The organism is Bacteroides sp., from assembly GCA_036351255.1.
Classification (GTDB): Bacteria; Bacteroidota; Bacteroidia; order Bacteroidales; family UBA7960; genus UBA7960.
On sequence record JAZBOS010000045.1, the window covers coordinates 1 to 2,097 of the forward strand.

Consider the following 2,097-nt stretch of genomic DNA (forward strand, 5'->3'; position numbering starts at 1 on the left):
AATTCCTGCACCGGCAGGAGCAACAATGATGTCAAGATCAACACCGGCAGGAACATCTACAAAGGGAGTCGCCGTGCGGAAGGCAAAATCTTCCAGGAACAAATCGCCGTTTACATAGATATCAACCATATCAACAGCAGCGTCAGCCGAGTTGTGGATGATCTGGATGCGGGATTCCTGGGCAAAAAGACCAGGAGAAATCAGCAGAAAAAAGCCTGAGATCAGGGATAGTAAAAGATTCTTTTTCATTTTTCAAGTTTTTAAGGTTTATTATTCGGAATTGCAAATTCAGACAACTAACACCATTGATCAATTAATTGTTTAATTTTTGTTTAACTTTTTTCAAAAAAAAATAAACATTCTTTTTTTCTTACCAATAAACAAGTTGATTTATTTAGCCCTCCGGCAAAAATTTACCTTGTTTAAGATTGAAAAATTTGCTTACTTGCAACATCAAATAAAATCTGCCATGGTTAACCGATACAGGATAAAAACACTAACCGAATTCATTATTGAGCGTCAGTCAGAATATCCTCACGCCAAAGGGGCCTTGACCCGTTTGCTGAACGATATTGGGACCGCTGCAAAGATTGTTAACCGTGAAATCAATGCAGCAGGGCTGGTGGATATTCTTGGCAGCATAGGTTCGACCAATGTGCAGGGAGAAACCCAGAAGAAGCTGGATGTTTATGCCAACGAGACCTTTATCACCATTTTGCGGGGAGGAGGAGAGTGCTGTGCTATTGCATCAGAAGAGAATGAAAAGGTGATATCCTTTCAAAACAATATCGCCGAGTTTGGGAGATATGTCGTGGCCATTGACCCCCTGGACGGCAGCAGTAACATTGAATCGAATGTTTCAATAGGCACCATTTTTTCCATTTACCGGAGAAAGAGTGAATCAGGTCCGGGCACCCATGAAGACCTTTTGCAACCCGGGGTGAACCAGGTAGCGGCAGGCTACGTGATTTACGGCTCGTTAACGATGATGGTTTACACCACTGGCAAAGGGGTGAACGGCTTTACCCTCGACCCCTCTGTTGGAATTTTCTGCCTCTCTCACCCCGACATGCAGTTCTCGGATAATGGGAACATCTATTCGATCAATGAAGGCAATTATATCTATTTCCCTGATGGGATCAAAAAACATATCAAATATTTGCAGGAAGAAGATTCGGCTACACGCAGGCCCTATACCTCAAGATATATTGGGTCGCTGGTTGCCGACTTCCATCGCAACCTGATCCGGGGAGGGATCTTTATGTATCCCGGCACACGGAAAAACCCCAATGGGAAATTGCGGTTACTGTATGAGTGCAACCCCATTGCTTTCATTGCTGAACAGGCCGGCGGGAAAGCCAGCAATGGCTTCGTTCGCATCCTGGAGATGGAGCCCAAGACCTTGCATCAGCGAGCACCACTCATCACCGGCCCCAGGCAAATGGTTGAAAAGGTTGAAGAATTTATGCGGACCTATTCGCCGGAATTGAAAGACAGCCCCATGGAAACTGAAGAAGAATAGTGGCCAGGAGCATGGTGCAGAGGGCATGGTGCAAATAACACAGAGCTCGGAGCAGGATGTATTGGTTGGCTTTCTGATGCCATTTCTTTTGCGGAAAGTATCCAATGATTTTGGCTTTTGAATTGGCCAATGGATTGAATAACTTTGCAAGTTTTAAATTCTATCCTGTTTTTGAAGCCGGAACAATTCATTCAACATTTCGCGAAAAGCGAAAACATAGCCCAACTTACTGCTTTTATAAATGAAAGCGGTGGAGGTGCAATTGCTCTGCAAGGGATGGCAGGATCGGCTCCTGCCGTGCTAGCCGCTACTGTGATTAGGCAATCGCGCAAATCTTTCTTATTCGTCCTTTCGGAAAGAGAGTCGGCAGCCTATTTCTTCAACGACCTGGAAAACCTGATGGGTGAGCGCGACCTAAGTTATGAAAACCGGAATATTTTCCTTTTCCCGGCTTCGTTTAAGAAGCCCTATGAGGTTACCGAAACCGATAATGCCAATGTGCTGTTGCGCTCGGAAGTGGTCAACCGCCTGGTGTCGCAGGGCAATAAAACCATCATCGTTACCTATCCTGAAGC

3 protein-coding genes are annotated in these 2,097 nt (G+C 45.1%); 2 read left to right on the forward strand and 1 reads right to left on the reverse strand.

From position 1 onward, the window contains the following. Nucleotides 1-249 (reverse strand): DUF4397 domain-containing protein (locus V2I46_03905; GenBank protein MEE4176634.1); only part of this gene is annotated, 249 nt, incomplete at its 3' end. A gap of 220 nt (nucleotides 250-469) precedes the next feature. Between V2I46_03905 and fbp the strand changes: the two genes are divergently transcribed. Beyond that, complete coding sequence (fbp, locus tag V2I46_03910; GenBank protein ID MEE4176635.1) at nucleotides 470-1,522, forward strand: class 1 fructose-bisphosphatase; 1,053 nt, start codon at nucleotides 470-472, stop codon at nucleotides 1,520-1,522. 276 nt (nucleotides 1,523-1,798) lie between these two features. Continuing rightward, the coding region (locus tag V2I46_03915; GenBank protein ID MEE4176636.1) for a hypothetical protein at nucleotides 1,799-2,097 on the forward strand (299 nt) is incomplete at its 3' end.

Bases quoted from the DNA above. Each gene is read 5' to 3' on its own strand.
- fbp (MEE4176635.1), top strand. From the start codon at position 470: ATGGTTAACCGATACAGGATAAAAACACTAACCGAATTCATTATTGAG.